A 26,263-nucleotide genomic window follows, 5' to 3' on the forward strand; every position below is an offset into this window, starting at 1 on the left:
CCGAAGGTAGACCTTAGAATTAAGAGCAAGCAAGCCGATCCCGTAATCTGACCCCGAACGAGTCGCATGATCAGGCGTGTTGAAACGAGGAACGGCCGATGGGGACCAAGCGCGAACCCACAGCGCGGCAAATGCGGCTGGCCGTGGAACTGCGCCGACTCCGGGAGGCAGCAGGCCTCAGCTCCCGCGAGGCGGCCGCGATGCTCGGTGTGAACTCCGTTCAGATCAGTCAGATCGAGGCCGGTACGTCGGGGGTGAGTGAGCAGCGCCTGCGTCGCATGGCTGCCAACTACGCCTGCGCCGATGCAGAGCTGATCGACGCCCTCGTAGCTATCGGGTCCGACCGGACCCAAGGTTGGTGGGAGGAGTACCGAAGCGTCCTTCCCGCCGCCTACCAGGATCTCGCCGAGCTGGACCATCACGCGACGTTCCGCAACGACGTCGCAGTCATCCACGTACCGGGGCTCTTCCAGACGGAGGACTATGCCCGAGCCCTCTTCGCCTACCTGAATCCCGAGTTCCCGGACAGCGAAGTGGACCTCCGCGTGGAGCACCGGATGAAGCGGAGGGTCGTCATCGACGGGCCCGAGCCCATCCCGTACGAGACCGTGATCCATGAGGCGGCACTCCGCATCCAGGTCGCCGGACGGGCGGCCTCCCGGACTCAGCTGAGCCGCATCCTCGAAGCGTCCGAGGCCGACCACGTCTCCGTACGGGTCATCCCCTTCGCCTTGCACGACTTCGCGGGAGCCGGAAGCACCATGGTGCACCTCGGTGGAGCAGTCCCCCGGCTGGACACCGTCGTACGCGACGCTCCGCACGGCACGGCCTTCATCGACTCCGAAGCTCAACTGGAGCACTTTCGAACAGTTTTCCGTAAGGTGAAGGAACAGGCACTGCCCCCCGAGCAGTCGCGTGACCTCATCCACCAGTTGGCGAAGGAGCTGTGAGGACCAGCATGATCACCCCCACCTCATGGAAGAAGTCGTCCTTCTCCGGCGGAGGCGAGGGGAACGACTGTGTCGAAGTCGCCGACCTGGACACCCACATAGCCGTCCGCGACTCAAAAGCCCCCGCCCGAGCCACCCTCACCTTCCCTGTCGGCGCCTTCGTCCACTTCGTCAAGAACCTGAAGGAGGCTCAGTCCGCACGGACAGGCCTCCGCGGCCTCCGTGGTTGATGGCTCCGACCAGCCCTACCGCTCCGGGCCGAAGCAGTGCCGCTTCCCGTCCCGGACCAGGCAGGCACGCACCTGGTCCAGGTCGGACGGGGTGGCGGCGACCATCGGGGTCGACAGGGAGTCCTTGGCGTCGTAACGGTTCTTGACCTGGATCCGCCAGGGCGCGTGATGCGGTACGAGGATCTCCGCGCGGTCCCCCACCTTCCCGAGGTCGATCCGCGCCCACACCGCACCGCAGGCCGTGCTGTGCCGGATCTTCACCACCGTCGGCCCGGGGAAGCCCTGCCGCCCCAGGGTCACCGGCACGGGATCCGCTCCGCAGCCGTACATCTCGGGGTCCTTGCCCGTGCAGCCGGTGCCGTGGCATCCCTTCACCGGTACGGGTGCGGAGGGGGATGGGGACGGGGATGCGCTCGTGCCGGACCCCCCGAGGGCGCCGGTGGCCACCAGCGTCAGGACGGTCGCGGTGAGGGTGAGTCCACCGCCCACGATCACGGCGAGCAGGCCCCTGGCCGGGCGCCGGACCGGGCGACCACCGGACACGTCCCCGCCCGCCGCACGCCCAGCAGACGCACGCCCGCCCGCCGCGCGCCCACTGGCCACCGCGTCGGCCAGTTCCCACAGCGCGAGCGCGCGCCCGGGGTCCTCGCCCGCCAGTTCGCACAGTTCCGCGACGGCCTGCCGGGGCGGGACGGTCCTGCCGTTCAGGTAGCGGTCCCAGGACGACTTGCTGTACGGCGTCTTCGCGGCCAGTGCGGCGAGGCTCAGCCCGGTCCGGGCCCGCAGCCCGCGCAGTGTCTCCGCCAGCCGTTCGCACTCCAGCGGCCGGTCGGCGGACGGGTCACCGGAGGTCATTTCCGCAACGCCCCCCAGGTGTCCTCGCCGACGACCCCGTCCACGCGAAGGTGTGCCCGGTCCTGCAGCCGCTCCACCGCGCGCTCGGTGCGGGAGCCGAACGCCCCGTCGGCCATCCCCGGTGAGAAGCCGTGGTGGCGCAGCAGGCACTGCGCCTCTACGACGGACCACTGCGACGATCCCATGCCGATCAGGTCGACGCGGGTCTTGCTGTACCCCGCGTACAGCAGGCCGTCCTCGGCACGGTGCACCTTGCAGGGGTAGTCCTTGCCGGCCCGGAACACGAACGCCCCCTTCGCCGCCGCTCCGGTCCCCTGGGCCGACTCCGTGGCATCCGCGGGGACCGGCCGACCGGCGGTCCGTTCCCCGCCGCCGTCCCAGGGCGCGGCCACCAGCAGGGCGATCACCACCGTCAAGAGCAGGGCCGACGCCAGTACGGCAGCACGTATCCGCCGTCCTCGGCCGTCTCCTCCCGCGTCCTGTCTCTCCTCGTTCGGTCCCGCCTCCGCCGCGTGGCCGGAACCGTGCTCTTTGCCCTGCCCCGCCGCCACCGCCACCTCGTGCAGGGCCAACAACCGGGCCGGGTCGATGTCGCAGGCGCGGGCCAGTGCCGCGACCGCCTCCCGCGGCGGTAACGACCGGCCGTTGAGGTAGCGGTCCCACGAGGCACGGCTGTACCCCGTCCGGGCGGCCAACGCCTGCAGGCCGAGACCGCTGTGGTCCTTCATACGGCGCATCTGTACGGCGAGTCGTCGCACTCGCGGGTCGAGCGAGTCCGGCAACTGCTTCCAACGAGACATGTTCCACCCCATGTCTGTTGCAACTCCCCCGGACGAGGATGCCCACCAGGCGTCCGTGGTTCCCCTGAACGGCCTTTCGAACACACGGTTCCGGCCACACCACCGGCGTACGCGCGTCCCGCCGGTGACTCAGCGCGCAGGGCGTTCTCGCAGGTCGGAGGGTGGGACGTCCCGCACCGACGGCACTTGCCGGGCAGGCCTGTACCCGTCCTGGGCCCGCCCCGCACAGTCGGTGGTGCACGACGGGCGGTGCGGTCCACCCCGCACCGCCCCAGGCACCCGGCGGCCCGTCCCCACGGGGGTGGGGCGGGCCGCCTCAAGGCAACCGACACCAAGGAGCATCCATGCGATTCCGCATCGCGACCGCAGCCGTCCTGACCGCGTGTGCCATGGCCGGCAGCGGCCTGGCCGTCTCCGCGCAGGCCGCCTCGGCGTCCACGCACGCCGCGTCGTCCGCGGCCCGCCCGACGTGTCCGTATCCGTACGTCTGCTTCTACAACGGCAACACGATGACCGGGAAGTTCAAGGACACCGGGTACTGGCAGCAGCTCGGCGCGAGCCGCAAGGCGAGGGGCGCGGTCAACACCCGGCACGACGACGTGGCCTACGTGAGGTTCTCCAACCACCCGGCCATCTGCATGAAGCCCGGCGAGGGATGGGCCTTCAACGGGGCGCACCCGACGCAGGTCTACATCAGCAGCTCCAGCACCTGCCACTGAGGCCGTCCTCGGCCCCGGACGGTCCGCCCCGGCGCAGGTTCCGCACCCGCGCCGGGGCGGCGCCGTGCACTTCCTGACCGAGATGCGTCGGCGCGAACATCCGCAGCACCGCCGGGAGGACGACGACCGACGGGCCCGGCGCCGCCAGCGCCTGCGCCAGGTCCTCCTCCAGGGTCTCCGGGGTCGTACGGACGCCCGGTACCCCGAAGGACTCCGCCAGCGCCACATAGTCGGGGCGCGTCAGTTCCGTCGCCGTCGGTTGGCCGAAGGCGTCCGTCATGTACTCGCGGAGGTGCCGAGGTCATGGCTCAGGTGAAGGTGTATAGGACACTGGTGAAGGAGGGTGCGGGCGACTCGATTTCGAGCCCTCCGGCCGCGAAGTCACGCTCGCCCAACTCGTCGTCGAAGCCCTTGTCTGAGGCGACGTCGCAGAGCAACCAGTCGACAATCTACTGTCTGGACGCTTCGGACGTGAGCTGAGGCATTGACAGGCAGCGGCCCCTGGCCGCCACGGTCAGGGGCTGTTCGGCATCCCACAGCGCGTGCCGGGCTATTGCCGCTCAATCTCCCCCATCCACATACGACGCCCCAGCTCATCGAGTTCGGTGCGACGTTCCTCGTACTCCGGCAACGCGAGCCTCACCAGTCGCCAGAAGTCCGCTCCGTGCCCCGACACTTTCACATGCGCCAATTCGTGCGCGATGACGTAGTCGACGAGGTGCATCGGAAGTTGGAAGAGCGGCCAGCCCAGGCTCATCCAACCCTGCCCATTCGCCCCGTCACCCGGCTGGTACGTGCCCCATTTCTGCCCCAGGTCCCGCACATCCAGCTCGGGCTCGCCCACCGCCATGCGGGCCGCCCAGGGCTGAAGCCGGTTGCCGGCCCAAGACCGTCCCACCCGGCAGTACCAGTCGACGAGTGCCGTACGACCTTCCGCCGCGTCCTCAGTGTGTTTGCGGGCGATGACCAGCCGCCCTGCGGCCAGCCGGACCCTGCCGTCTGCCGGTGTGCTGTCCGACACAGCCAGACGGTACGTTCGCCCGAGGTAGCGGAAGACCTCACCCTCTGCGAGCCGCTTGGCGGGATTCAGCGGCCGAGTCCGCTCCCGTTGACCGAGCTTCGCGACCACCCACTCCCGGTGCGCCCGCACGAAGCCCTCGGCCTCCGCACTCGGTCGCCCTTCGGGAACATGCAGCGTCAGGGTCGCGTCCGGCTCCACGGTGAGCGCGAACCGCTTCCTGCGGGCACTCGCGCGCACACGCAGGGAGAAACCGTCGACGGAGACCCAGTCACCGTCGACGGGTGTCCGGTCCTGGCATTTCTCTGCGAGCGCGGTCACGCGCCCTATTCTCCCCTGGCCCGAGCCAGAAACTGCTGCCGGTTGTTCTCCGCGTACGCTGCGAGTCGTTGAGCGATGCTGGTGAGTGGCTCCCAGTCGGTAGTCGCAGGCCTGACTCCACCGCGGATCAACTGCGTCTTGATCCCGTTCGCGAGCAAGTTGATGTCCTGGTGCTGTCCCTGGTAAGAGGCCTTGGACATCACGCTCGCTGCGGTGTCGCACACGACGAGGACCAGAGAGCGTATGTCGGCCCCGCCTCCCTCGACACCCAGGTCGTCTTCCAGGAGCTGGTCCAGAAGGCGGTGGACGCGCTGTTCCAGCGGGCTGAGGCCGGCGAGCGCCGGGTCCTCCTCGTCCTCCTGCCGGGCCTGCTCGATGAGCGTTTCGAACTCCTCCACCTGTTCCTCGAAGCGGCCGGGCATCTGCTTCAGGATCTCCTCCAGTCGCTTGGAGAGCCTGTCGTACTTCTCCGGGTCCTCCCTCCTGACCCGTTCTTCCAGATGGAACCGGAGGGCGTGCCCCATCTCGGCCGCGGCCTCGCGCGGGGGCAGCTCGCGCACCATGTCGTCGAACGCGGGCGAGGTGAGTGACACAGGCGGAATGACCTGCTCGACCTCCGGCCCTTCCAGATGGTCGGCGATCATCGCCCGCACCTTGCGGCCGTACCGGCGCAGAGTGAACGTCCCGCCCGTGTCGTCCCGGTACAGCCGCCGGATGCGCTTCTGCAGCATCCCCCAACGCCGGGCGTCGGCAAGATAGTCCAGCGCGTCCTCGTGCGGCAGCACTCGCTCCAGGACTGCCAGGAACTCGTGGAGCACCTCGTCGAAACCGAGGCGCACCGTCTCGTCCTCGAAGGCCAGCACGGCGCCTCGCAGCCGGGCGAGGTCGGTGAGGTCCGCGTCCGTGACACCGTGTCCGCTCAGGTAGGTGCGCACCTCGCTGGCGGCGGGTCCCAGGTCCAGGACCTCCTCGGAGACACTGCGCATGGTGTCGTCGACGTCGACCTGCCGGTAGTCGGCGAGCGCGCTGGAGAGGTGCTCGAAGACGCCGTAGTAGTCGACGACATAGCCGACCTCCTTGCCCGGCGCGGGCCGGTTGACCCGAGCGACGGCCTGGAGCAGCTCAGCGTCGCGGATCGGCCGGTCGAGGTAGAGGACCTGCTCGCGCGGGGCGTCGAATCCGGTGAGCAGCATCGACTTCACGATCAGGAAGGCGATGGGGCTCTCCGGGTGCACGGGGTCGGGGACGGCGGCCTTCGAAGGTCCCTGTGGCGGTTCCGGTTCCCCGGTGGGTATGTCGGACCAGGGGGTGTCGGCCCCGAGACCGTCCTCCGGAACGTCCGGCTCCGGGACGTTGAAGGGAGTAAAGGCGACCCAGTCCAGCTCGGGCGGCAGATGCGGGAACGCCTCATGGAAGCGTTCGATGTACGCCCTCTGCCGGTTCGGGTCAGTCCAGTGCAGCCACTTTCGGCGCTTGCGCTCCGCGCCCGGGGAAATGATGGGTACGAAGTCGATGCGACGGAGCAGCGCCCGGTACTCGTAAGCCTGGTACAGGTAGCGCAGACGCTGGGGCAGCTCCTTGACCGGGATCCCTTGAACAGACTCCGGCTTGAAGTCCGCTAGGTCGGCGAGGAGTTGGTCGCGCGCCCGGCGCAGAGCATGGTGATACTCGACGGCGGCCTTCCGGCTGACGGCGGCGACCTGAGCCTTGAAGCCGCCGCCGGGGAGCACCCAGCACACCCAGTGCTCCAGCATGTCCTCGGCCTTCTTGCGGATCATCGGCCAGGACTCGGCTACGTCACGCTCGGTGGGCCAGCGCCTGAGCAGGGCGGCCCGCTCGTCGTCACTGCGGTCGCGGATCAGGTCCTCGAAGGCGCGGTCCAGACCGTCCTTGTCCTGGACCTTGCCCTCGCCGGTACGCCCCTCGTAGCGAATGCGCACGACGACGCCGTCGCGCTCCGCGTCCTCCATCCGGTACTCGTCGAGGAAGCCCTTGTCCGGACCACCGCTGAAGATACGGCGGGTGTCCGATTCCTCACCAGTGATGATGGGCGTACCGGTGAACCCGATCTTCGCGGCATTCGGGATGGCTTTGCGCAGTGCGGCGTGCAGGACGCTGGTGTGCGAGCGGTGCGCCTCGTCCACGAGGACGAGGATGTCGGACGAGGTGTTGCACTCGGGGAAGTTCGGGACCGGCGGCGGGCTCTTGCGGCGCTTGCCCTTCCGGGCCTGCTCGGCGGCCTTGTACTCGCCGGCGAGGTCCCGGTCGTCACCGTCGCCCTCTGCTTCGGCGGCGAAGGTGAACCCACCGCCGTATTTCTGGATCATGGCGAAGACGACGCGCCGTCCGCCATCCCTCAGCAGCCCTTCCATCTGGGTGCGCGTCTCGGCCGTCTCGACGTCCGACTCGCTCAGTTTCAGGGTTTCGGAGAGCTGGTCCTGCAACTGCGTACGGTCGGTGACGATCACGACCGTGAACTCGCTGAGTTTCGGATGCAGATGGACCCGGCGTACCAGGAAGGTCATCGTCAGGCTCTTGCCGGAGCCCTGTGTGTGCCAGATGACACCACCGCGCTCGTCGTCTAGGACCGGGCCGCCGCGCGGGCGGCCGGTGATCAGCTTCCGTACGGCCTTCTCCGCGGCCCGGTACTGCTGGTGGCGGGCGACCACCTTGACGGTCCGTACGGCGCCGGAGTCGGTCTCGACGGGCAGCGGGATGACGTAGTGCCGCACGAAGTTGAGGAGGGCGGCGGGCCGCAGGACGACGCCGACAAGCTTGTGCTGCTCGGTCAGCTTGCCCGTGTGATCGGGCAGCTCGGCCCGGAGGGTGGTCTCGCTCTCCGGGGCGAGGCTGCGCCACGGATAGTAGTGGTCGGGCGTGGAGGTGACGGTCCCGAGGTGGGCGGTCTCGCCGGTCGCGGCGACCAGCAGCTGCACGGTACGGAACAGCTCCGGTACACCGCCGGGGAGCGGGAGGTCGGTTCCCGCGCGTTCGTCGTCCTCGATCGGGTCGTCGGCGTAGTGCCGCAGATCGAGTACGGCGCTGCGTACGGGCTCGGCGAGATCGGGACTCTTGCACTCGACGGCGACGAGCGGGATGCCGTTCACGAAGAGGACGATGTCGAGTATCGACACGTCACCGGAACGGTTCTTGACGCGGAGCTGGTCGACGACGGTGAAGTCGTTGAGCGCGACGTGGTCGGGGTGCCACTCGATGTACTGGACGGTGGCGGAGGCGCCGCCGTGCGCGGTGGAGGGCCCGGTGAGGACGTATCCGCTGAGCAGCAGGTCGGTGGCGTCGAAGTTGGCCTGGGCGATGCCCTGCCCGAGCGGGGCGGACGCCAACTCGGCGATGGAGCGGGCAACGTCGGTGTCGTCCATCCAGGGTTCGCGGTCCGCCGCCCGGACGTTGATACGCCGAAGGGCATCCTTGAGTGTGTCGACGAGGAGCGGCGTGTCAACGTCGAGCGCGCCAACCTCCGTACCAGGAACGTGCGTCCAGCCCATCGCCGTCAGCTGCGCGACGAAGGGCCGCTCCACCTCGTCCCGCTCCACCTGTACTGCCATGCGCCGCGCCTTCCCCCAACGTTCACCGTTGCCGCCCGCTCAGGTGATCCATTCTGCGCCTTGGGCGGGAGGGGTGGGAGGGATCCGGCCGAGTGGAGTGGAGTGGAGTGGAGGCCAGGGATGTATCGGACGTTCGGGTCTTCGCGAGGGTGTGGCACTTCCGCATGAAGTGCCACACCCTCGCACAGGGGAGGTGGCGTTGCAGGGGGGTGGGTCAGCTTTCCGCTACGGGGCTCTCGGTGTCGTCAGGAACGGCCATCTCGTCGAGACCGTCGTACGCGGGTACTGGAAGGCGGGCACCCCGGCTCTCCGCGATGCGATGGACGTCACGGAGAGCCTCGGCCATGCGGGATACCAGGAAGTGGAGTTGTGCGGGAGTGGCCTTGTGGTCGGTGAGCATGTCGGTGGCGTGACCAAGCAGATCACCCGCCATGCCGAGCTGCACGCTCTCGATGGTGTCGGCGACGCGGGAGAGATATCCGGTGCCGTCACTGACGAGGTAGCAGGGCTTGTTTTCCGCGCCGATCCAGGGCAACAGGCGTGGACCGTTCATACCGTGGGCACCGGTGACACCGCTCTTCACCTGGCAGCCTCCGTACGTGCCGCGAGCATGCCACACGACCCCATGCCGATCCCGAACACGGCGATCGTCGCCGGCGGCGTCGGGGGCCGGTAGCCGGTGTGGTGGACGGTCGGTCCGCTCAGGTGCGGAGCGTCCACGAGAGAGGAGTCGAGGCACCAGCACCCCCGCTGCTCGGGGGCAGCGGAGACAGCGCCCCGGTGTGGGCGGCGCAGGAGCCGGAGCACCGGTTTGAGGAGACGAGCGGTACGGTGACTCATGTCGTCAACTTCCTTGGATTGGTTGATGGCCACGCCCCCGGACCGGTCGCACGGTCGCGGGGGTATCGCGTTCTGTAGCGATCCACTCACAGCGTGAGACAGGTCGGGCTAGGCTCGCCAGAGGGTCGAGTGTGACCAGGCATTTGTCACAAAGGGGTGGCCGTGACCAGCACTTACGGTGACTGGCTCAAGCAGCAGCGGGAAGCGGCGGGGCTGACTCAGCAGCAGCTCGCCGACATGACGGTGATGACGCGTTCGCACATCGCCCACATCGAGGCGGGGCGCCGTATCCCTTCGAAGGAGGACGCTCGACGCCTGGATAAGGCGCTGAACACCGGGGATGTGCTGAGCAGCTTCCTGCCAGAGCAGGACGTCGCGGTCGCCGACTACTTCGAAGCAGCGCGGCTGCTCGAACAGCAGGCGGTGATGATCCGGGAGTTCGGGCTCTCGTTCGTGCCAGGCATCCTGCAGACAAAGGCGTACGCGCGTGCGGTCCTGAGCGTGGGATTTCCTCCGGCGAGTGAAGAGGAGTGTGACAGGCTCGTTGTCACACGGCTTGAGCGCGCGAAGATCCTTGACGATCCAGCGACTCCCGCAGTGTGGGCGCTGCTTGACGAGGCGGTGTTGCGGCGCGTTGTAGGCGGGCCCGAGATCATGGCGGAACAGGTCATTCACCTCGTGCGCCTTGCCGAGAAACAACGCGTGCGCATCCACGTACTGCCCTACACCCTCGGATGCCACCCACTCATGCAAGGCATGCTGACCCTCATGGACTTCGAGGACCAACCGCCGGTGGCTTACGGCGAGGGCCTGCACATGGGCAAGATCCACGACAGCCCAGCCCTGGTCCGTCGGCTTGAGGCCACCTACGATCTGGCGTTAGGCGACGCGATGCCACTCAAAGAGTCACTCGCCCTGATGAGGGCGATAGCGAAGGACTACGGATACCGTGACTGAACACACCATCTCCGATGCTGCCACGCTGACTGGTTGGCGTAAGTCCTCCTACAGCGGCAACGAAGGGGGCAGTTGCGTCGAGGTCCTGGACGCCTACCCCTCGGGCGTGCCCGTCCGCGACTCCAAGGTTCCGCAGGGCCCACCACTGGTCTTCTCCGCCGCCGATTGGTCAGCGTTCATCGCAGCCGTAAAGAACAGCGAGTTCCTTGCCTGAGTACCCCCAGAAACACATCAGTGCCTCTGTAAAAGCGAGGCGCTGAAAGTGAAGCTCATGTCGCGCTAAACCCGCCGAGCAAGTCATCCATAATTCCCATCTTGAGCTTGCGCAGCTTGACGAGTTCCTCCCTATCGGTCAACTGCTGATCTCTGACTGCCGAGAGCCGCCACAAGAACGCCCGCTGCTCTGAAACGTCCAGCTTCGGGAACGGACAGCTGCGAACGTCGTCGCCGTTGATACTGGCCTGCGAAATAGCACTCTTGGCACGAGTGCGAAAATATTTCTTGACCATAGGACTACCCAGCCACGTTTCAACGAAAGCAGACATAGCGCGATTGGCTCGCAACTTACAGCGCATCATATTCGACTCAAACACGGTGGGCTCCATCAAATTGCCAACAGCTGTGGACTTCCCGACAAGTTCCGGAGTGTTCACTCGGTTGATCAAAATGTCGCCCGCTGCGAGCCCATACCGGTCCGCTTCTCCCTTTCCCAGCGAAACTCGAAGCAGGTTCCGAGTCAGGTCTGATGGCCCACCCTTGAAACTGTCGATACGAACAATCGGCGTCCCGACAAGCCCGTACGTGGATCCAGGCTTGTAGACTCCATTCTGAGGGCCGAAAGCAAGAATTTCCTCGAACGTGCCACAATCCACATCAGCAAGCTCCGCCATAACGGCAGAACCAAGATCCTCCAGCTTTCTGATCGACGCCTCGATGGCGCGCTCCTGGGCCGACACGGCATCGATAGCGTCGGCGATCCGTCGCTGCTCCCTCAGCGACGGACACGGCAACCGGACCGACTTGATTTCTGATTGAGGAAGCTGAAATTGCCCACTTGTTCCTCGAAGGCGCAGGACGATCTGGTCCCTGACACTGGGTACCGAAAGGGCCATCCCAAGGAATCTGGGATCGATTACATCCGATGCAGGAACAAGACGCATGATCAGATCCGAGAGCATGAGGCGACTGGGTGCTTGGTCAACCATGCATACAGATCCCACGAGGTCCCGGGACCCATTGACGCGCACCACAAGTACATCACCCCGATGAATTTCTAGTTCAGGACGCGGCGCGACAGTGGAAGGAAGACGTTTGGCTTTCGTTGAATCGAAACGGCCCGAGGTCACAGCTCCCAGACGGATCACACCCCACTCGCCGCTTCCCGGCACTGCTTCTGGACCGATTGAGGCAACGCCTACATCGAGACGCTCAAGTACCGATTCAAGCGTACGCAGTCGGGAACTCATTTCGTCACGCATAACCAAGCTCCTTCAGGAGCCCGTCCAGCGCCTCCGCTGCCTTCTCCCGCCCGGCCCGGATCTCCCTCAACGACACCGCGTACTTGGATTCCCACACCTCGTACGCTTCCGCCAGCCTTCGCTGTCGACGCACCACATGCCCATCCAGCTTCTCGGCGAGGTCATCCCGCAGCAGATCCAGCACCACCCGCCGCTCCCCCTCCGGCCCCAACGCGTTCCGCGCCCGGAACAACCTCGGCGGCTCCTCACCCAACTTTGGCTGCTCACCAGGAGTCCGCTCGAACCAGAAGTCCGCCTCAAGCCGCTTGATCAGCGCGCCCACCTTCGCGCGCTCCTTCCTCACCGAGGCCAGCTCCGCCAACTGCTCGACGCTCAGAGCGACTTCCTCGCGTGTGACAGCGTCCTCGTCACCTTCTTCACCGTCACCCTCTTCCGAGGCTTCCGGCTCCGCGTTCAGTTCCTTCCAACGCGCGTCCAGCTCCGCCTTCCGCGCGTCCGCCGCCGCCAGTTCCTCCAGGAAGTCGGGGGCAATGGCCGCGACCACCTTGTGGTCGTACGCCTGCCGCCGCTCAGCCGCGGTCCGCTTCCTCAGCTTCTTCGACTTCGGGTCCTGCTCGGGCGCCAGCATGGTCTCGACGTTCTCGACCCAGCCGTCCACGACACCCGCGAACCCGTTTTCCGACAGTGCGAGCAGGTCGTACTTGGCCTCGTACCACCAGCCGGCCACCGCTCCCGCCAGCGCGTAACGGTCCAGCAGGCCGACACCGCCCAGCTGCTCCACAAACGACTCGATCAGCGACCCCCGCACGGCCATCAGCGCGGCCTTGCGCTCCGAGGGCGTCAGGTCCGCTAGGCGTTCCGGCGTCGCCGCCACCGCCTCCAGCTGCCGCGCCTCCGCCGCCCACCACTTGTCGAAGGCCGTACGGAGAGCGTCCTCGCGTGGCCGGGCCAGCTCCGCCAGTCGCGCCGCGTCCGGCCGCTGCTCCTCCGGCAGAAAGTCCACGTACTTCTCGTCCGCCGGGTCCCGCTCCGCGAACAGATCGGTCAGCGCGATCTCGTACGAGTCGAGCAGTTCCTGCTTCGCCTCGATCTCCGCGCGCGGTACGCCGCCCACCAGGTGCGCTCGGACGTCCTGCGGCTCCGGCGGCGGGGTGTTGTCCACGTAGCGGCGGATGTTGAGGTTGTAGTCGTTGGCGCGCAGCTCCTCCAGAGGCACGGCCCGCGAGAAACCCGGCACTTCCGCGTACGTACGGAAGGTGGAGGTGATCTTTTCGGCGTGCTCGGGCAGGAGAACGTTCTGCGCGCGTTCCGCGTGGAATTCCCGGTCGGCGTTGATGAACAGCACCTTGTGCTCGCGCCTCGGGTCCGACTCCTTCTTCCTGCCCGGTGGGCGCAGCACCAGGATGCAGGCCGGGATGCCCGTGCCGTAGAAGAGGTTCGGGGCGAGACCGATGACCGCCTCGATCGCGTCCTCCTCGATGAGCTTCGCCCGGATCTCCTGTTCGCCGCCGCCCCGGAACAGCACACCGTGCGGCATGACCGTGATCACCATGCCGCCGTGTCGGCCCGGGCCGCCGTCCAGCCTGGTCTCCCACAGCATGTGCTGGAGGAACATCAGGTCGGCCTTGCCGCGCTCGCTCGTCGCCCCGTACGTCGTGCGCTGTGCGCCGAACGCCAGGTCGCTGAGCACGTAGTCCATGGAGAACGGCGGATTACTGAGCACCCCGTCGAAACGGTCCGCGTCCGACTTCGGCACATGCGCCGGCTCGGCGAGCGTATCCCCGGTGTGCAGGTCGAAGCGCCGTACCCCGTGCAGGACCATGTTCATCGTCGACATGATCCACGAGCCACTGTTGGCATCCTGACCTGCGAAGAACATGTCCGACGTGTCGCCGCCGTGCTCCTCCACGTACTCCTTGGCGTGGATGAGCATGCCGCCCGAGCCGACGCACGGGTCGTAGATCCGCATGCCCTGCTTGGGGCCGAGCAGCTCGACCATCATGCGGACCACGGCACGCGGGGTGTAGAACTCGCCGCCCTTGCGGCCCGCCGAGTCCGCGAACTCCTTGATCAGGTACTCGTAGGCGGCACCGATCAGGTCGGGGAACTCGAAGTCGTCCGTACGCAGCCGGATGCGGCCGAAGTGCGCGATGAGCAGTTTCAGCCGCTGGTCTGCGAGTTTCGCCGCGCCCGCAGCCGCGCCCGAGCCGCCGATGCGGTTGAAGTCGAGGTGGTCGAAGAGGCCCTTGAGCTTGGCGTTCTGGCCCTCCAGCGCCTGCAGGGCAGGACGCAGCCGGTCCTCGGTGATGTTGTGGGTGGCCGACGAGATCCACTTCCAGCGGGCGTTCTTCGGCACGAACAGCACATCGCGCTGGCTGTACTCGGACTCCTGCTCCAGGAAGCCGACCAGCATCTCATCCGTGAGACCCAGTTCTTTGGCCGCGTACTCCTTGATCTGCTCCCGCGCCGCCTCGAACTCGTCATTGGCCCGCTTCAGGAAGAGCAGACCGAAGATGTAGTCCTTGTACTCCGAGGCGTCCATCGTCCCCCGGAGGATGTCCGCGGCGGCGAACAGATGCCGCTCCAACTGCGCGAGCGTGAGCTTGGCCACGTACGACTCCCTACGACCTGAGTGACCTAGGAACCCTACGGCCGCTGCGGTCCATACCGAAATCTGCTTACCGATGTCGGTCGGGATTCACGCCAGCCCAGAACGGCAACGCCCTGATGCGGTCAGTACGAAGCGATTCCGAGCCCTTGCTCCACGAACTCGTGCACATCAGTGTACGGGTCTCGGTTCACGAGGGCCACATGATCGCCGTGCTGCGCGTTCATCTGGAGGGCGCGCTTCCGCGCGTCCTGGTAGCCCCCGGTGATCTGGTGCGGCAGTACCAGTTTGATGTTCGCCGCGTCCTTCGGTGTCCTCGCGAACGGCAGCCGCGTCGTCACCTGACCGCAGACCCCGCCAAACGTACCGGTCACCGGCTTGTGGTGCAGCAGGCGCCAGACCTCGAAGCAGGGGTGGGAGAAGGCGACCCGGACGTCTCCTTCGCGTGCCTGCTTCAGCGCAGTCTCTATGCCCTCGTGCTCGTCCCGGTCGAAGAGGCACCAGACCTGGGGAAGGTACTTCTTCTCCAGGCCGCTGCGCTTCGCCTGACGCTGCTCGTCCCGTATGAGTCTGACCGCCGCTTCGACCAGCTTGAGCGGCTTGCGCTGGGAACCGGGGGCGGAGGCGTTCGCGATGCGCACCTCCACGGTCATCGCCGGGTCGGCCGGAACGCCGTGCTGCTTGATGATCTCGATGTACGAGGGCTCGGTGACCAGCCCCTCGGTGAAGACATGGACGACTCTCTTGCGCCGCCCGCGACGCTGCGCCGGCCCCAGCGAGTCCTTGCCCCTCGTCCTCGCCATCAGCCCTGCTCCACCTCGTTCTCGGCGTGATCCTGGTCGGCCAGCAGGCGGCGGGCGATCTGTCCCTCCAGGAGAGACGGGACCGCTCCGTAGGCTCCCGCCAGGTACGACCTCATCAAGTCCTCGTCCTTCCCGGGGGACGCCGCAGTCAGCGGATAAAGCTCCGTGGCTCCGTCCTTGTCCTTTTCCGTCAGCCACACCTGGTCGGGTTCCAGCAGCCGCCCTCCACTCGGAGTGGTCAGCACCGACGGGTCGTGCGAAGTGAAGAGCAGCTGCGCGCCGTGCGGATTGGCCAGCGGGTCGTGGAAGAGCCGGACGACCTCGGCGGCGAAGCGCGGGTGCAGGCTGGCGTCCAGTTCGTCGACCAGGAGCACCGCGCCCTCGTCCAGGGCGAGCAGCATTGGGCCGAGGAGGGCGAACCAGGAGCGGGTTCCCAACGACTCCGTCTGCCAGTCGAAGGCGACCTCGCCCGTGGCCGAGCGGTGGACCAGCTTCACCGTCGCCCGGCCCTTGCCGTCGTCGACCATTTCAGTTCCGGTGATGCCGAGGTCAGCCACGCGCAACAATTCTTCGATGCGGCGTGCCCGGGCTCCGGAAAGTTCCTGTCTGGTGAACGCCTCGCGCTGTGCCCGTTCGTCTTCTGGATTGATCAGCCACAGATTGCGGCGGAACCAATGGAAGAGCGGGGACAGCTGTGGGTGATTGTCGGTCCCCGCGGTGGAGAGCAATAGCGCGTTCGGGCGGGTACGCCGAGCGAGTTGCGCACGGTCCTTGACCCGGTTGCCCGGCCACTCGTACACCTCTGCCCGCGAAGCGTCCCGGTCGAGCCACACCTGGCGGTGACCGCGCGGGTAGCTGTGCAGCCATTCGGCTTCGACGCGGGTCCGCCCCAGCTCGAAGCCGTACGTCCAGCGAACGCCGTCGAGCACGAAGTCGACCTCGAAGAAGCTGGGCTCGGAGTCCGCCTTCGGATCCAGCGCGAAGACCTGGCGCCTGGTGCCGTCGTACGCGGCCCAGCGGGCGTACGAATTGAGCACGGCGTTGCGCATGTCGACCAGCGCGGCCAGTACGTTCGACTTGCCGGAGGCGTTGGCTCCGAAGATGCCGGCCAGAGGGAACACGGCGACGGACTTGCCGCCCGCGAGTTCCACGCCTCGAGCCGCGCCGTGTTCGCCGCCGGGTTCGCCCTCGGGCGCCACGAAGGACAGCTCCTGCTCCTCGCGCAGGGACCGCACGTTCGCGACGCGGAACCTCAGCAGCATGCTGTCCTCCTCTCCGTGCTCAGAGTAATCGTCGCCTCTGACATCGGTCCGGCCTGGTACGGCTGTGACCTCAGGGAACATACCGTCCATCGGAAGTGACAGGCAGCCGAACGAGTGATCAGCTCGTACCCAGATGCGTCGGCGCGAACATCCGCAGCACCGCCGGGAGGACGACGACCGACGGGCCCGGCGCCGCCAGCGCCTGCGCCAGGTCCTCCGCCAGGGTCTCCGGGGTCGTACGGACGCCCGGTACCCCGAAGGACTCCGCCAGCGCCACATAGTCGGGGCGCGTCAGTTCCGTCGCCGTCGGTTGGCCGAAGGCGTCCGTCATGTACTCGCGGAGGATGCCGTAGCCGCCGTCGTCGACGATCAGCCAGGTGACCGGCAGGTCGTACTGGCGGGCCGTGGCCAGTTCCGCGATCGAGTACAGTGCGCCGCCGTCGCCCGACACCGCCAGGACCGGACGCGTGGGATCCGCCGCCGCCGCGCCCAGTGCCGCCGGGAAGCCGTAGCCGAGGCCGCCGGCGCCCTGCGCGGAGTGCATGGTGTTCGCGCCCCGGGGGTCGAAGGCCGACCACGCCCAGTACGCCAGGATCGTCATGTCCCAGAAGGACGGGGAGCCGGCGGGCAGGGCGCGTCGGACGGCTTCCAACGCCTCCTGTTCCAGGGTGAGTTCCTGGGACGCGATGCGTTCACCGACTCGGGAGAGCAGCTCCCGCACCCGCCCCGGCGCCGACTCGTCCGTGCGCTCCTCGACCGTCTCCAGCAGCGCCTGCAAGGCAAGCCGGGCGTCGGCGTGGATGCCCAGCGCCGGGTGGTTGGACTCCAGCTTGCCGAGGTCGGCCTCGACCTGGATCACTCGGCCGCGTGGCCTGAACGTGTGGTAGTTGGAGGAGAGTTCGCCGAGGCCCGAGCCGACCACCAGCAGGACGTCCGCGTCCTCCAGGAAGTCGGTCGTGTACCGGTCCTCCAGCCAGGACTGCATCGACAGCGGATGCTCCCACGGGAACGCGCCCTTGCCGCCGAAGGTCGTGACCACCGGCGCGTCCAGCTTCTCGGCCAGCGCCCTCAGCTTCCCGGAGGCATCCGACCGTACGACCCCGCCGCCCGCGATGATCGCCGGACGCTCGGCCCGCGACAGCAGGTCGGCCGCCAACGCCGTCAGTTCGGGGCGCGGGACCAGGTCCTCGGGAGTCGCGTCCGGCGCCGTCACCACCGGCAGTGCGGTCGGAGCCAGCAGCACGTCCTGGGGGATCTCCACCCACACCGGGCCGTGCGGTGCCGTCAGCGCCGACTTCCAGGCCGCCGCGATCGCGGAGGGGATCTGGGACTGGGTGCGGACCGTGTGGACCGACTTCACCACACCCCGGAACGAGGCCGCCTGGTCCGGGAGTTCGTGCAGGTAGCCGTGGCGGCCCCCGCCCAGGCCGGCCGTCGGGATCTGGCTGCTGATCGCCAGGACAGGGGCGGATGCCGCCGCCGCTTCCTGGAGCGCCGCCAGTGACGTCAGCGCGCCCGGGCCGGTCGACAGCAGCAGCGGCGCCGCCTCGCCCGTCACACGGCCGTAGGCGTCCGCCGCAAAGCCCGCGTTGTTCTCCACCCGCAGGCCCACATAGCGAAGAGAGGACCTGCGCAGGGCGTCGAACATGCCGAGGGCGTGCTGGCCGGGCAGGCCGAAGACGGTCGTCGCGCCGAGCCCGGCCAGGGTCTCCACGACGAGGTCTCCGCCGTTGCGCCCCGAAGGGGGGTTCAGTGCAGCGGTGATCTGCGCCGGCGTCGGGCGGAGTACCAGGTCGTGGTCGTGAGTCACAGCTCTCGTTCCCCCAGGGAGAGTCAGGCGTTGCGGGCCGCGGCGATCTGACGGCTCATGATGGTGGTCAGTTCGTAGGCCGTGTGCGAGGCCGCGACCGAGGTGATCTCCGCATGGTCGTACGCCGGGGCGACCTCGACGACGTCCGCGGAGACCAGGTTGCACGAAGCCAGGCCGCGCAGGATCTCCAGCAGCTCCCGCGACGTCATGCCGCCCGCCTCCGGCGTGCCCGTGCCGGGGGCGTGCGCCGGGTCGAGGCAGTCGATGTCGATGGAGATGTACAGCGGGCGGTCGCCGATGCGCTGGCGCAGCTGGTCGGCCACCTCGTCGGCGCCCCGGCGGTAGATGTCTGCCGAGGTGACGATGCCGAAGCCCATCTTCTCGTCGTCGGTGAGGTCCTGCTTGCCGTACAGCGGGCCGCGGGTGCCGACGTGGGAGAGGGCCGAGGTGTCGAGGATGCCCTCCTCCACCGCGCGGCGGAACGGGGTGCCGTGCGTGTACTCGGCGCCGAAGTACGTGTCCCAGGTGTCCAGGTGGGCGTCGAAGTGCAGCAGGGCCACCGGACCGTGCTTCTTGGCCACGCTCCGCAGCAGCGGCAGCGCGATCGTGTGGTCGCCGCCCAGGGTCATCAGGCGGGCACCCGTGCCGAGCAGCTCGTCCGCCGCGGCCTCGATGGTCTCGACGGCCTCGTTGATGTTGAACGGGTTCACCGCGATGTCGCCACCGTCGGCCACCTGCGCCAACGCGAACGGCGACGCGTCCTGCGCGGGGTTGTACGGGCGCAGCAGCCGGGACGCCTCGCGGATGGCGTTGCCGCCGAAGCGGGCGCCCGGCCGGTACGAGACGCCGGAGTCGAACGGCACGCCCACCACGGCGACGTCGGCGGTGCCGACCTCGTCCAGGCGAGGCAGCCGGGCGAAGGTCGCGGGGCCGGCGTACCGCGGGATGCGGGAGGAGTCGACGGGGCCGCGGGGCGTCTCGTTGCTGCTCATGATGAAATGCCTTCTTTCCTGCGCTTCGTCGCGCATGTACTGCTTTCCATACGACTCTACTGGTGAGCCGGGACCGGTTCGGACGCGAGTTCGGGGTTCCGTCCGGCGAGGCGTTCACGCCAGGTGGCGAGCACGGTCTCGTCGGTGGGCCTGGTCGCCAGGGAGACGACGACGTAGGCGACGAAGGAGGCGAGCAGGCCGTAGTAGACCGGCTCGTTGGCGAGGATTCCGTAGCCCGCCATCAGGCCGATGACCGCGAGGCCGCCGACGATCACCGAGGACAGCGCGCCCTGCACCGTTCCGCGCTTCCACAGCAGGCCGCCGAGGATCGGCACGAGCAGGCCGCCGACGAGGAGGTTGTAGGCGACCGTCAGCGCCTCGACCACGTTGTTCAGGGCGATAGCGGTGCCGATCACGGCCACGCCCATGATCAGGATGAACAGGCGGTTGCCGCCGACCTCGTCATGGTCCTCGCCGCCGCGCCGTACGACACCCCGCAGCCGCGACCAGATGTCGTTGTTGGCGACCGTGGCGCAGGCGATCAGGGCGCCGGAGGAGGTGGACATGACGGCGGCGAGGGCGGCGGCCAGGACCAGGCCGCGGACGCCGACGGGGAGTTCGTCCTTGACGATGGTGGCGAAGGCGTCGTCGGGGCTGCCGAGCTTGGGGTAGAGCACCTTGGCGGCCGTGCCGATCACCGCGCCGGCGAGGGCGTACGCCAGACAGTAGGTTCCGGCCACCGTGCCGCCCCACTTGGCGGTCTTGTCGCTGCGGGCGGTGAACACGCGCTGCCAGATGTCCTGGCCGATCAGCATGCCGAACGTGTAGATCAGGACATAGGTGAAGATCGTCTCGCCGCCGATGCCCAGCGGGTCGAAGTACGAGGTCGGCAGCTTGGCCTTCATCTCGCCGAAGCCGCCTGCCTTGACCACGGCGATGGGCAGGAGCAGGAGCAGCACGCCGATGGTCTTCACCACGAACTGGACCATGTCGGTCAGCGTGATGGACCACATGCCGCCGAGGGTGGAGTAGGCGACGACGATCGAGCCGCCGAGGACGATCGCGACGGTCCGGTTCATGTCGAACAGGACGTCGAAGATCGTGGCGTAGGCGATGGTCGAGGTGACGGCCAGCATGAGGGTGTACGCCCACATGACCACGCCGGAGATGACGCCGGCCCGGCCGCCGTAGCGCAGGTCCAGCATCTCGGAGACGGTGTAGACCTTCAGGCGGGCGATGCGGGCGGAGAAGAACACCGACAGGGCGAGCAGGCCGAGGCCGATGGTGAAGACCATCCAGGCGCCGGAGAGGCCGTACTGGTAGCCGAGGCCCACGCCGCCGATGGTGGAGGCGCCGCCGAGGACGATCGCCGCCATGGTGCCGGAGTACATGGCAGGCCCCAGGCGGCGGCCCGCCACCAGGAACTCGCTCTTGGACCTGGCGCGGCGCATGCCCCACCAGCCCATGGCCAGCATGCCGGCCAGATAGACGACGATCACTGTGTAGTCGACGGCCATGCGGGGCCCTCCTTCGCGCACATTCCGGTGGCGTGTCGTGCAGATGCGGTGGGGACGCGCCGACAGCAGATCGCGGGGACATCCGCCCGTACCCGCGGCCGTCGGCCTGCCTTGACACTAGGTGGCCGGAAAGCGACTGCGAAGTGTACGTTTCATCCATATGAATGGGCGTGGATGGAGGGAACGCACACCATGCCGGAGACGATCACCCCAGCGGTCCCACCGACCCCACCCGTACCGCTCACGGCCCTGCTGGCCCGCGAGGATCTCGCCCTGCGCCAGATCGCGGGCCCGTCCGACCCCTCGATCGTGATCCACTGGGCGCACACCTCGGAGATGGCCGACCCGTACCCGTATCTGCTGGGCGGCGAGCTGCTGCTCACGGCCGGGGTGCACGTCCCGGAGGCGGCGGGTTCGGATGGGGGCGCCCCCGGTCATGGGGGTCCCCCCGCTCGAGCCAAGCCGAGAGAGGGGGAGGATTCGAGCCTGGGGGACTACTTCGACGGCTACGTCTCCCGGATCGTCGAGGCGGGCGGCGCGGCCCTCGGCTTCGGCCTGGCCCCGGTGCACGACACCGTCCCGCGCGCACTCGCGGCGGCCTGCGACCACTACGGCCTCCCCCTCCTGGAGGTCCCGCCCCAGACCACGTTCTCCGGCGTGGCGCGCGCGGTGTGGCAGCTGATGGCCCAGGCCCGCCTGGCCGAGCTGCGCCGCGTCACGGAGGCCCAGCAGAGCCTCGCGGCGGCGGCCTCCCGACCGGATCCGGTGCCTTCGGTGCTGCGCCAGCTGGCCCAGCGCCTGACCGGGCACGCGGTGCTGTACGGCCCCGACGGCACCGAGGTCGCGGCGGCGGGCCGGGAGCCGGCGGAGGGGGTGCGGGGGGCGCTCGCGGAGCTGTCGGGCGTGGTGCGGCCCGCGGGGCGTACGGCGCCCAGGGCAACCTCCGCCACCGACACCGTCGGCGACACCCACCTGACCGTCTACGCCCTCGGCGCCGGCGAGGGGTTCGTGCTCGGCGTGGCCACCCCTCGGCGCGACCCCGGGGATCACACCATCGCCTCCGTCGCCGCCGTACTGCTGTCCCTGCTGACCGGTGAGCACCACAGCGGTGCCGGTGCCGCCCGCTCCTCCGCTCTCGTACGGCTGTTGCTGGGCTCCCCGCCCGAGCAGGTGGCCCCGCTGCTCGGCACCGGAAAGTGGCTGGTCGTGCACGCGCGGCCGGAGGCCCAGTCGCCCGATGCCGTCGCCGCGTCCGCGCTCGGGGCCGCGCTGGGCTCGCCGCTGGTCGACCTCGGGCACGAGGTCGTACGGGTGCTGGTGCCGGGTGATCGGGCGCCGGAGCCGCAGGCCGGCTGGACGCTCGGGGTGAGCGCCGCCGCGGAGGCGTCCGAGTGGCCGGCCGCCGATGCGCAGGCGGGCCGTGCGCTCGCCCGGGCCCGCGCCACCCGCACCCCGCTGATCCGGCACGGCGCCCGGCCGGGGCTGGGGGACCTGGTGCCGCGGGCGGACGCCGAGGCACACGCCGGCGCGCTGCTCGCCCCGCTCGCCGGCCGTCCCGAGCTCACCGAGACCCTGCGCAACTGGCTGTCCCTGCACGGCAGTTGGGACCGTACGGCGGTGGCGCTGGAGGTGCACCGCAACACCGTGCGGCAGCGCATCGCCCGCTGCGCCGCCCTGTTGGACACCGACCTGGACGATCCGGACGTACGCATGGAGCTGTGGTTCGCGCTGCGGCAGCGCTGACGGGCGCACGTGAGCCCCGTCCCAGCGGCCGATATGCCGAGGACGCCCACGGCGCGCTGCCTCACAATGGGGGCATGCCGATACCCGGGACACCCAGCCGCGCCCAGCTCGTCGACCACCTGGTGAGGACCCGTATCGCGGGGGACGTCGCCACGCCCCGCGAGAACAACCTCTCCCACTACCGTCAGCTCGCCAACGGTGTCCGCAACTTCTGGCTCGGCCTGGAGCTGGGCGACCGCTGGACGGACGAGCAGGACGTGCTCGCGGTGATGGCCGAAAGAGTCGGCGTCAACGACGATCCCGAGTTCCGGTACGGACAGGACACCATCGACCCCGAGCTGACCGTGGGCGCGCTGGAGCGGATGGCGGCGCGACTGCGCAAGGCGGCCGAGGACCGGCAGCGGGTGCTGTTCGCGACCGGCCACCCGGGCGGTCTGCTGGACGTGCACCGGGCCACGGCCGCCGCGCTGCGCACGGCCGGCTGCGAGATCGTGGTCATCCCGGACGGGCTGCAGACGGACGAGGGGTACGTCATGCAGTTCGCGGACGTCGCGGTGCTGGAGCACGGGGCGACGCTGTGGCACACCCACTCCGGGGAGCCGATGCGGGCCATTCTGACGGGACTTGAGCGCGAGGGGCGGCCCCTACCGGACCTGGTCGTCGCCGACCACGGGTGGGCCGGCTACGCGGGGCAGCACGGCCTGGACTCGGTGGGATACGCCGACTGCAACGACCCGGCGCTGTTCCTCGCCGAGTCCGAGGGCACCCTCCAGGTCGTCGTACCGCTCGACGACCACGTGGTGAGCCCCCGTCACTACGACCCGATGACCGCGTACCTGCTGGCGGAGGCGGGCCTTTCCTGACCCGCCCCGGCGCCGCTCCGGCGCGGCACTGTGCGGCCCCGCACGCGGGGCCGCACAGTGTGGGCGCGATCAGCACCGGATCAGCTGCTGCCGCTGCTCATGCTGCTGGTACTGCTGTTGCTGGCATGGCTGCTACTGCTGCTGGTGTTGCTGCTGGTGTTGTTGCTGGTGTTGCCGCTACTGCTACTGCTGCTGCTCCTGCCGCTGTTGCTGTTGCCGCTGTTGCTCCAGCCACCGTTGCCCCAGTTGCCGTTGCTCCAGCCACCGTTGCCCCAGTTGCCGTTGCCCCAGTTGCCGTTGCCCCAGCCCCAGCCCCAGCCACCCCAGCGGCCGCCCCAGCCCCAGCCCCAGCCGCCGCGGTGGCGGTGGTGCCAACCCCAACCCCAACCACAACCACAGTCAACGAGCCGGCTGTGGACACTGAGGCTGTGCTCTGCGGGGGCCGCCGAGGCGGTGCCCGCCGTGCCGATTGTGGCTCCGCCCGCCAGCAGGAGGCCTGCTGCGGACGTCACGACGTAACGCCTAACGCGCTGTGCTCGCATGGGAAGCTACCCTTCTGTTTCCATCATTTCCCGCGGCTCCATGAGGAAGACACGGGGCGGATGGTCGGCGCCGTGCTCACTGAGGGGGACGTCACGGCGCGCTCTTCAGGTGTCACCGCAGAGGATTGACTGCACGGACGTCGCCGCCGACGTCTGCCGTTCCCGGGATCCGGAAACCGTCGGCCGGTCACACCGTGTACTGCGGCGCTCACTCATAGAGACTAGTGCCACACCGGCCACTCGGCATCTCGAGGCAACATCAGTCACGCGGAACGCGGACGACACCCTCCTGGATGACGGTGATGGCGAGTCGCCCGTCCTGTGTGTAGATGCGCGCCTGGCCGAGGCCACGGCCGCCGTGCGCGGACGGCGACTCCTGGTCGTACAGCAGCCATTCGTCGGCGCGGAAGGGGCGGTGGAACCACATCGCGTGGTCCAGGGAGGCCCCGACGACGTCCCCGACCGCCCAGCCGCCGCGGCCGTGCGCGAGCAGCACGGAGTCGAGGAGGGTCATGTCGGAGACGTAGGTGGCGAGGACGACGTGCAGCAACGGGTCGTCGTCCAGCTTGCCGTTGGTGCGGAACCACACCTGCGAGTGCGGCTCGCGCGGCGCGCCGAACTGCCCGTACGGCGGCTCCTCCACGTACCTGAGGTCGATGGCCTCGCGGGCCTCCAGGAACTTCTCGACGACCTCGGGAGCGAGGTGGCCGTAGCCGCGCAGCCGCTCGTGCGAGGTGGGCAGGGTCGCCGGATCGGGCGAGGGGGGCATGGGCGCCTGGTGCTCCAGGCCCTCCTCGTACGTCTGGAAGGACGCCGAGAGATGGAAGATCGGCTTGCCGTGCTGGACGGCGACCACTCGGCGGGTCGTGAAGGACCGGCCGTCGCGGATGCGGTCGACGGTGTAGACGATCGGCGCGCCGGGATCGCCCGGGCGCAGGAAGTAGGCGTGGAGCGAGTGGGCGGGACGGTCGGCGGGGACCGTGCGGCCGGCGGCGACCAGCGCCTGCGCCGCGACCTGCCCGCCGAAGACGCGGGGTACGACGGCGGAGCGGGACTGGCCGCGGAAGATGTTCTCCTCGATCTGCTCGAGGTCGAGCAGATCGAGGAGATCCTGGAGTGCCTGGCTCATGGCATCTAGTTGTACAGGCCAGTGATTGCGACGGTGACAGGTCCGTCTTACAGGCCCATGTCCTTCGCGATGATCGACTTCATGATCTCGCTGGTGCCGCCGTAGATGCGGTTGACGCGGTTGTCCGCGTACAGGCGGGCGATCGGGTACTCGTTCATGTAGCCGTAGCCGCCGTGCAGTTGCAGGCAGCGGTCGATCACACGGTGGGCGACCTCGGTGCAGAACAGCTTGGCGGAGGCGGCCTCGGCGGGAGTCAGCTCGCCGGCGTCAAGGGCCTCCGTCGCGCGGTCGGCGACGGCCTCGGCGGCGTCCACCTCGGCCTGGCAGCCGGCCAGCTCGAACTTGGTGTTCTGGAAGTGGGCGACCGGCTTGCCGAAGACGGTGCGCTCCTGCACGTACTGCTTGGCGAACCGGACGGCGGCCTTGGCCTGCGCGTAGGCGCCGAAAGCGATGCCCCAGCGCTCGGAGGCCAGGTTGTGGCCGAGGTAGTAGAAGCCCTTGTTCTCCTCGCCGAGCAGGTCCTCGACCGGGACCTTGACGTCGACGAAGGCCAGCTCGGCAGTGTCGGAGGTCTTCAGGCCCAGCTTGTCGAGCTTGCGGCCGACGGAGTAGCCCTCGGACTTGGTGTCCACGGCGAACAGCGAGATGCCGTGGCGGCGGTCCTCGGCGGTGGGCGCGGAGGTGCGGGCGCACACGATCACGCGGTCGGCGTGGACGCCGCCCGTGATGAAGGTCTTGGCGCCGTTGAGGACGTAGTGCGTGCCGTCCTCGCTCAGCTTGGCGGTGGACTTCATGCCCGCGAGGTCGGAACCGGTGCCCGGCTCCGTCATCGCGATGGCCCACATCTCCTCGCCGGTGACGAACTTCGGCAGGTAGCGCTTCTTCTGCTCGTCGGTGGCGAGCATCTTGATGTACGGCAGGGCGAGCAGCACGTGCACGCCGGAGCCGCCGAACTGGACGCCCGCGCGGGCGGTCTCCTCGTAGAGGACGGCCTCGAACTTGTGGCTGTCCAGGCCCGCACCACCGAACTCCTCGGGCACGTTGATGCCGAAGATGCCCAGCTCACCGAGCTTGTAGTAGAAGTCGCGCGGCGCCTGGCCCGCGGCGAACCACTCGTCGTAGACCGGTACGACCTCGGCCTCGATGAAGGCGCGCAGGGTCTCCCGGAACGCCTCGTGATCCTCGTTGAACACCGTACGGCGCACGCCGCCCACCTCCAGGTACCTGTCTAAGCGCTTGCTCAGACTCGAAGATACCGGC

23 protein-coding genes and 1 pseudogene are annotated in these 26,263 nt (G+C 68.5%); 7 read left to right on the forward strand and 17 right to left on the reverse strand.

Features of this window, described 5'->3' with window-relative positions:
* The first annotated feature begins 98 nt into the window (after positions 1–98).
* Positions 99–950, forward strand: coding sequence for a helix-turn-helix domain-containing protein (locus tag ACWGJ5_RS27060; protein ID WP_453312270.1), 852 nt, complete (start codon positions 99–101; stop codon positions 948–950).
* An 8-nt stretch (positions 951–958) separates the two neighbouring features.
* Positions 959–1,180, forward strand: coding sequence for a DUF397 domain-containing protein (locus ACWGJ5_RS27065; RefSeq protein ID WP_453312271.1), 222 nt, complete (start codon positions 959–961; stop codon positions 1,178–1,180).
* A gap of 15 nt (positions 1,181–1,195) precedes the next feature.
* Here ACWGJ5_RS27065 and ACWGJ5_RS27070 read toward each other — a convergent pair whose 3' ends face one another.
* Together ACWGJ5_RS27070 and ACWGJ5_RS27075 are read right to left on the reverse strand one after the other, a co-directional pair.
* Positions 1,196–2,035, reverse strand: a complete 840-nt coding sequence (locus ACWGJ5_RS27070; protein WP_453312272.1) for a helix-turn-helix domain-containing protein — start codon at positions 2,033–2,035, stop codon at positions 1,196–1,198.
* Positions 2,032–2,835 carry a helix-turn-helix domain-containing protein gene (locus ACWGJ5_RS27075; RefSeq protein WP_453312273.1) on the reverse strand — a complete coding sequence of 268 codons (804 nt, stop codon included), beginning with the start codon at positions 2,833–2,835 and terminating at the stop codon, positions 2,032–2,034. Before ACWGJ5_RS27075 ends, ACWGJ5_RS27070 begins: the two co-directional genes overlap by 4 nt.
* A 344-nt stretch (positions 2,836–3,179) precedes the next feature.
* Between ACWGJ5_RS27075 and ACWGJ5_RS27080 the strand changes: the two genes are divergently transcribed.
* Complete coding sequence (locus ACWGJ5_RS27080; protein WP_453312274.1) at positions 3,180–3,554, forward strand: hypothetical protein; 375 nt, start codon at positions 3,180–3,182, stop codon at positions 3,552–3,554.
* Positions 3,555–3,633: 79 nt separating this feature from the next.
* Here the strand turns inward: ACWGJ5_RS27080 and ACWGJ5_RS27085 are convergent.
* The 5 genes and pseudogenes from ACWGJ5_RS27085 to ACWGJ5_RS27105 form a co-directional block, all read right to left on the reverse strand.
* Positions 3,634–3,846, reverse strand: a pseudogene (locus ACWGJ5_RS27085) (thiamine pyrophosphate-dependent enzyme); the annotation flags it as partial.
* Positions 3,847–4,104: 258 nt separating this feature from the next.
* Positions 4,105–4,893 carry a M48 family metallopeptidase gene (locus ACWGJ5_RS27090; RefSeq protein ID WP_453312275.1) on the reverse strand — a complete coding sequence of 263 codons (789 nt, stop codon included), beginning with the start codon at positions 4,891–4,893 and terminating at the stop codon, positions 4,105–4,107.
* A 5-nt stretch (positions 4,894–4,898) separates the two neighbouring features.
* Complete coding sequence (locus ACWGJ5_RS27095; protein WP_453312276.1) at positions 4,899–8,459, reverse strand: type I restriction endonuclease subunit R; 3,561 nt, start codon at positions 8,457–8,459, stop codon at positions 4,899–4,901.
* A gap of 214 nt (positions 8,460–8,673) precedes the next feature.
* Entirely contained in the window at positions 8,674–9,012 is a 339-nt protein-coding gene (locus tag ACWGJ5_RS27100) for a hypothetical protein (protein WP_453312277.1), read from the reverse strand.
* A gap of 26 nt (positions 9,013–9,038) precedes the next feature.
* The gene (locus ACWGJ5_RS27105) at positions 9,039–9,299 is read right to left on the reverse strand and encodes a hypothetical protein (RefSeq protein ID WP_453312278.1); all 261 of its coding nucleotides are present in this window, start codon (positions 9,297–9,299) and stop codon (positions 9,039–9,041) included.
* 162 nt (positions 9,300–9,461) lie between these two features.
* Here ACWGJ5_RS27105 and ACWGJ5_RS27110 point away from each other — a divergent pair, with 162 nt between their 5' ends.
* Together ACWGJ5_RS27110 and ACWGJ5_RS27115 are read left to right on the forward strand one after the other, a co-directional pair.
* A complete protein-coding gene (locus ACWGJ5_RS27110) occupies positions 9,462–10,256 on the forward strand; it encodes a helix-turn-helix domain-containing protein (RefSeq protein ID WP_453312279.1) in 795 nt (264 codons plus the stop codon).
* Complete coding sequence (locus ACWGJ5_RS27115; RefSeq protein WP_453312280.1) at positions 10,249–10,470, forward strand: DUF397 domain-containing protein; 222 nt, start codon at positions 10,249–10,251, stop codon at positions 10,468–10,470. The genes ACWGJ5_RS27110 and ACWGJ5_RS27115 overlap by 8 nt, the downstream gene beginning before the upstream one ends.
* 55 nt (positions 10,471–10,525) lie before the next feature.
* Here the strand turns inward: ACWGJ5_RS27115 and ACWGJ5_RS27120 are convergent, their stop codons facing one another.
* From ACWGJ5_RS27120 to ACWGJ5_RS27150, 7 genes are all read right to left on the reverse strand, one after another.
* Entirely contained in the window at positions 10,526–11,734 is a 1,209-nt protein-coding gene (locus tag ACWGJ5_RS27120; RefSeq protein WP_453312281.1) for a restriction endonuclease subunit S, read from the reverse strand.
* The gene (locus ACWGJ5_RS27125; RefSeq protein WP_453312282.1) at positions 11,727–14,345 is read right to left on the reverse strand and encodes an N-6 DNA methylase; all 2,619 of its coding nucleotides are present in this window, start codon (positions 14,343–14,345) and stop codon (positions 11,727–11,729) included. The genes ACWGJ5_RS27120 and ACWGJ5_RS27125 overlap by 8 nt, the downstream gene beginning before the upstream one ends.
* A gap of 122 nt (positions 14,346–14,467) precedes the next feature.
* Entirely contained in the window at positions 14,468–15,145 is a 678-nt protein-coding gene (locus tag ACWGJ5_RS27130; RefSeq protein ID WP_453312283.1) for an RloB family protein, read from the reverse strand.
* Entirely contained in the window at positions 15,145–16,407 is a 1,263-nt protein-coding gene (locus ACWGJ5_RS27135; protein WP_453312284.1) for an AAA family ATPase, read from the reverse strand. The genes ACWGJ5_RS27130 and ACWGJ5_RS27135 overlap by 1 nt, the downstream gene beginning before the upstream one ends.
* A gap of 118 nt (positions 16,408–16,525) precedes the next feature.
* On the reverse strand, positions 16,526–18,217 hold the full coding sequence (locus ACWGJ5_RS27140) for a thiamine pyrophosphate-binding protein (protein WP_453312285.1): 1,692 nt from the start codon (positions 18,215–18,217) through the stop codon (positions 16,526–16,528).
* Positions 18,218–18,240: 23 nt separating this feature from the next.
* Entirely contained in the window at positions 18,241–19,209 is a 969-nt protein-coding gene (gene speB, locus ACWGJ5_RS27145; protein ID WP_055706451.1) for an agmatinase, read from the reverse strand.
* Between the two features lie 56 nt (positions 19,210–19,265).
* Positions 19,266–20,726, reverse strand: coding sequence for a sodium:solute symporter (locus tag ACWGJ5_RS27150; protein WP_453312286.1), 1,461 nt, complete (start codon positions 20,724–20,726; stop codon positions 19,266–19,268).
* Between the two features lie 174 nt (positions 20,727–20,900).
* Here ACWGJ5_RS27150 and ACWGJ5_RS27155 point away from each other — a divergent pair, with 174 nt between their 5' ends.
* Together ACWGJ5_RS27155 and ACWGJ5_RS27160 are read left to right on the forward strand one after the other, a co-directional pair.
* Positions 20,901–22,469, forward strand: a complete 1,569-nt coding sequence (locus ACWGJ5_RS27155; RefSeq protein WP_453312287.1) for a PucR family transcriptional regulator — start codon at positions 20,901–20,903, stop codon at positions 22,467–22,469.
* 74 nt (positions 22,470–22,543) lie between these two features.
* Positions 22,544–23,332, forward strand: a complete 789-nt coding sequence (locus ACWGJ5_RS27160) for a phosphatase (protein WP_453312288.1) — start codon at positions 22,544–22,546, stop codon at positions 23,330–23,332.
* Positions 23,333–23,412: 80 nt separating this feature from the next.
* Here the strand turns inward: ACWGJ5_RS27160 and ACWGJ5_RS27165 are convergent, their stop codons facing one another.
* The 3 genes from ACWGJ5_RS27165 to ACWGJ5_RS27175 all read right to left on the reverse strand — a co-directional run bounded on the left by ACWGJ5_RS27165 (position 23,413) and on the right by ACWGJ5_RS27175 (position 26,208).
* Positions 23,413–23,844 carry a hypothetical protein gene (locus ACWGJ5_RS27165; protein WP_453312289.1) on the reverse strand — a complete coding sequence of 144 codons (432 nt, stop codon included), beginning with the start codon at positions 23,842–23,844 and terminating at the stop codon, positions 23,413–23,415.
* Positions 23,845–24,133: 289 nt separating this feature from the next.
* On the reverse strand, positions 24,134–25,003 hold the full coding sequence (gene tesB, locus ACWGJ5_RS27170; RefSeq protein ID WP_453312290.1) for an acyl-CoA thioesterase II: 870 nt from the start codon (positions 25,001–25,003) through the stop codon (positions 24,134–24,136).
* A gap of 47 nt (positions 25,004–25,050) precedes the next feature.
* On the reverse strand, positions 25,051–26,208 hold the full coding sequence (locus ACWGJ5_RS27175) for an acyl-CoA dehydrogenase family protein (RefSeq protein WP_453312291.1): 1,158 nt from the start codon (positions 26,206–26,208) through the stop codon (positions 25,051–25,053).
* Positions 26,209–26,263: the final 55 nt, after the last annotated feature.

It is taken from the genome of Streptomyces sp. NPDC054783, assembly GCF_053611725.1.